General features: G+C 36.0%; 4 protein-coding genes. All 4 read right to left on the reverse strand.

Annotation, left to right across the window (positions count from 1 at the left end; translation table 11 throughout):
- The coding region (locus RMO83_RS07195; protein ID WP_310558998.1) for a hypothetical protein at positions 1–294 on the reverse strand (294 nt) is incomplete at its 3' end.
- A 112-nt stretch (positions 295–406) separates the two neighbouring features.
- Positions 407–2,179: a DUF5977 domain-containing protein gene (locus RMO83_RS07200; RefSeq protein WP_310558999.1), complete on the reverse strand. Its 1,773-nt coding sequence runs from the start codon at positions 2,177–2,179 to the stop codon at positions 407–409.
- Positions 2,180–2,247: 68 nt separating this feature from the next.
- Positions 2,248–3,204, reverse strand: coding sequence for an ankyrin repeat domain-containing protein (locus RMO83_RS07205; protein WP_310559000.1), 957 nt, complete (start codon positions 3,202–3,204; stop codon positions 2,248–2,250).
- 8 nt (positions 3,205–3,212) lie between these two features.
- Positions 3,213–3,424, reverse strand: a 212-nt coding sequence (locus tag RMO83_RS07210; RefSeq protein WP_310559001.1) for a hypothetical protein, incomplete at its 5' end; no start/stop codon positions are given.

A 3,424-nucleotide genomic window follows, 5' to 3' on the forward strand; every position in this document is an offset into this window, starting at 1 on the left:
GATGTTGTTGTAAGTTTTCTGGCTTAAGTCCATTCCTAAAACGGTGTAGTCTAACTTGAAATCCTGAAAACTATGGTTGTACAACTGCGCGAGATTGAATTTGAAACCTTGCAGGAAGAGGTTGTTGTTGTCAAACAAAACGAAATCTTCAAAGGTCTCGCCCTCAAAAACGATTTTGGTTTGTAGGTCGCCGTTTTCGTTTTTGGTAAATAAAAAAGCTATACCGTTATTGATATAGCTTTTTTCAATTACTTCGTCTGTTCGGCTAAAGCCTCGGGTGTTTTGTTTGCTCAATTTATGATATTAAGTTTTTTTTACAAAAAACCCTGATAGCTTTTTGAAGGCTAACAGGGTTGTGATAACTTACTTCTAGACAAAAACAAATTGTAGTAAAACTTGAAACAATTTAATTACAGGTCCCTTTAACATTTGCATTGTCTTGACCCGCTTTTTGGGCTTGAGCATCTGCGGCTGCTTGTGACACAGTAGAGGTAAACGCTCCAGCTGCTGCGGAATATAGGACTATAGAGCCAACTTGAGGAGATGTACATACTTTTCTAAAACCAACATTTGTTAGGGCTATACTTTTAAAAACACATTTACCATTAGCATTAGCAAAGGTTTGACCGTTTGTGGTAACATCTGCTAGTGCTTTACTATCAGCATCGGCTTGGGAAACAGTAGATTCATATTTTCCTGCAGCTACCGTATAAGTAACATTTGTACCTGTAGTGGGAGCAATACAACCCGCCTTAGTATAAATTCCCGTTTTAACTGTACTTTTAAAAGTACAAGTGCCATTAGCATTAGCAAAAGTTTGACCGTTTGCGGTAACATCGGCTTGTGCTTTACTATCGGCATCGGCTTGAGAAACTGTAGACACATATTTGCCCGCAACTACGGTATAAGTTACACTTGTGCCTGTCTTGGGAGCAATGCAGCCCGCCTTAATAAATACAACACTTTTGGCTATATTTTTATACGTACAAGTTCCATAGTAATTGGCATAATTTTGACCTTGTTCGTTTACTTCCGTCATAGCTCTTGCGTTGGCGTCGTCCTGTGAAAGCCTAGATTTATATCGTTTTGCGGCAACAGTATAAATTACATTAGAACCGATACCGGTAATGCAGTTGTTTCTTGTAAAACTACCACTTACACTAATGTTTTCAAATGAACATTCTCCAATATTATTTGCATTGATTTGTCCGTTTAAATTTAAATCAGCCCGAGCTAATCTATCAGCTTCATCTTGAGAAACAGCTGAAAAATATTTATTTGCAGGTACTCTAAAAAAAGTCTTATCATAAACTACTTTTCCTAATTCACAATTTTGTTTGCTAAAATAATCAGTCATTTCTTTGTTTGTATAGCCACAAGTCCCCTGAGCATTCGCATATATTTGTCCAGGACCCCATTGATTAAAATGAGTATCAACATTCTTAGCCAAATCAGCCTCAGAAACCTGAGACATTTCTGTTCGTGCTGGCACAGTATAGCTGACCAACGAACCTACTTTTCCTGATGGGCAATTGTTTTTTCTAATTTCACGAGTTGTGGCTAGATTATAATACGTACAGTACCCTTCTCCGTTTACATAGTTCTGTCCATTAGTAGTTACATCAGCTTGCGCTTTGGCATCAGCATCGGCTTGTGAAACATAGGATATGTACTGACCAGCTTCAACATCATATAACCAATCCCCTCCAACATTGCCTGTACCGCAATTGTTTCTTGTAAACGTGCCACTTTTAGCAATACTAAAAAATGGCATACTCTTTACGGTATATGTTTGCCAGATTTGGGCTGGATCGAAACTTCTTTTCCATCTGAATGATTTGAAATCGCTCGAAAACTCAACAATGTAGTAAGAACTGTTTGTTTTAATGCAATTACCAGTAGATGTAAGGCCTACTTTTGCATAATCAAAAGTTGTTGGTGTTGTAACTTCCGTGTTACTAGTGATATAATATGGCTCATAACCCATATTTTTATTACCAACAAATAAGGTTACATACCGTTGTTCGAAAAGAAAAACGACTTCGTATGGATCGCCAACATTAGGACACCAGTATTTGTTGAGTAAACGACTTTGAATATTGGTTGTTACCATAGTTTGACTTTGCATCGTGGCAAAGAAAAACAGGGCTAGTATGAGTATTGATTTTTTAAAATTCATTTTTTTGTTTTTAGTTTATTTTAAAGGCTATGTTGCTTTAACCAACCAAACCTAAAGATTTTTTCATTTTAGTATTTACTTAGGTATTCTTTCGTATAATTTGAATTTTCCAAATACGTTTGTCGTATTGGCGTTTTCCAATAATCTAGTCCTTGTGTTTTTAAATAAGCCACCATCTTCATTTTTTCTTGATACTCTTTAGAATTTAACTTAAAGGGCATATCGCGAAGATCGTGTAATATTTCATATTCGCCCGGATGGAATTTTGACCAATCAGGATATTTATACATTCTAAAATCTACTTTTTGATCAAAAATTAAATAATTTACAACATTAATATGACCATAGGTTAATGCAGTTTTCAGTGCCGATGTGTACACTAAATGACGACCTTGATCAGTCATTTCTTGAAAAAAATGCGGGTTTGCTCCAGCATTAATTAATATTTTAATATTTGTTAAATTACCACTTCTTGCTGCTCTAGTTAGAGGCGTCTCACCTTGACCCCCTGCTAAATTAACATTAGCCCCTTTTTTAATCATATGCTTTAGTAATTGCAATTTCTCCGATGGATTGTACGAAAATGCATTTATATCAATAATAATTGCACTACCGTTTTTATCCAATGCATTCGCGTTGAGGCCTCGATCCAGCAAAAGATGTATCGCTTTTAGATTGCCTGTAAATAAGGCAAAATGTCCAATCGTCTGTCCATATTTTTCTTCTTGATAGTTAATGTACTCTTTAGGCATTTCGCTGATGAGTCTTGCTATTTTATTTTGGTTTCTCAAAAAGAAAAAACCAGACATTTCATCCGCTAAATCATATAAAGGGGTGCCATAAAACAACCCTGCATCATCACCTCTTATAACGCCTCCCCAAACTTCATTTTCCCTTTCTTCGGTATACTTAATCGCGGGAGCTTCTTTAACCCAATTGTCTTTTTGAACTTTGGAATAGACGTAGAATCCTACTAAAACTGCTACTATTGCTATTGGTAAATAGAGATTTATTTTATTTTTCATTTTATTTTTTAATTACAATCTAAATTAGCCATTACAGTACCCATTGAATGTAAATATCCTGCTGTAGCTAGAAAGGCTGCCGCACCTCCAGCACCTGTAGCTCCGCCTAATGCTATTGACGAAACATAACCAAGTATTGGTATAGCATATGAACCGATATAATTTGTGCTTCCTCTAACTGCATTACCGGAAATATCGTTAAGAAAAGAAACAGGTTCAC

The organism is Flavobacterium sp. (assembly GCF_031423415.1).
Classification (GTDB): Bacteria; Bacteroidota; Bacteroidia; order Flavobacteriales; family Flavobacteriaceae; genus Flavobacterium.

Bases quoted from the DNA above. Each gene is read 5' to 3' on its own strand.
- RMO83_RS07200 (WP_310558999.1), bottom strand. From the start codon at position 2,179: ATGAATTTTAAAAAATCAATACTCATACTAGCCCTGTTTTTCTTTGCC.
- RMO83_RS07205 (WP_310559000.1), bottom strand. From the start codon at position 3,204: ATGAAAAATAAAATAAATCTCTATTTACCAATAGCAATAGTAGCAGTT.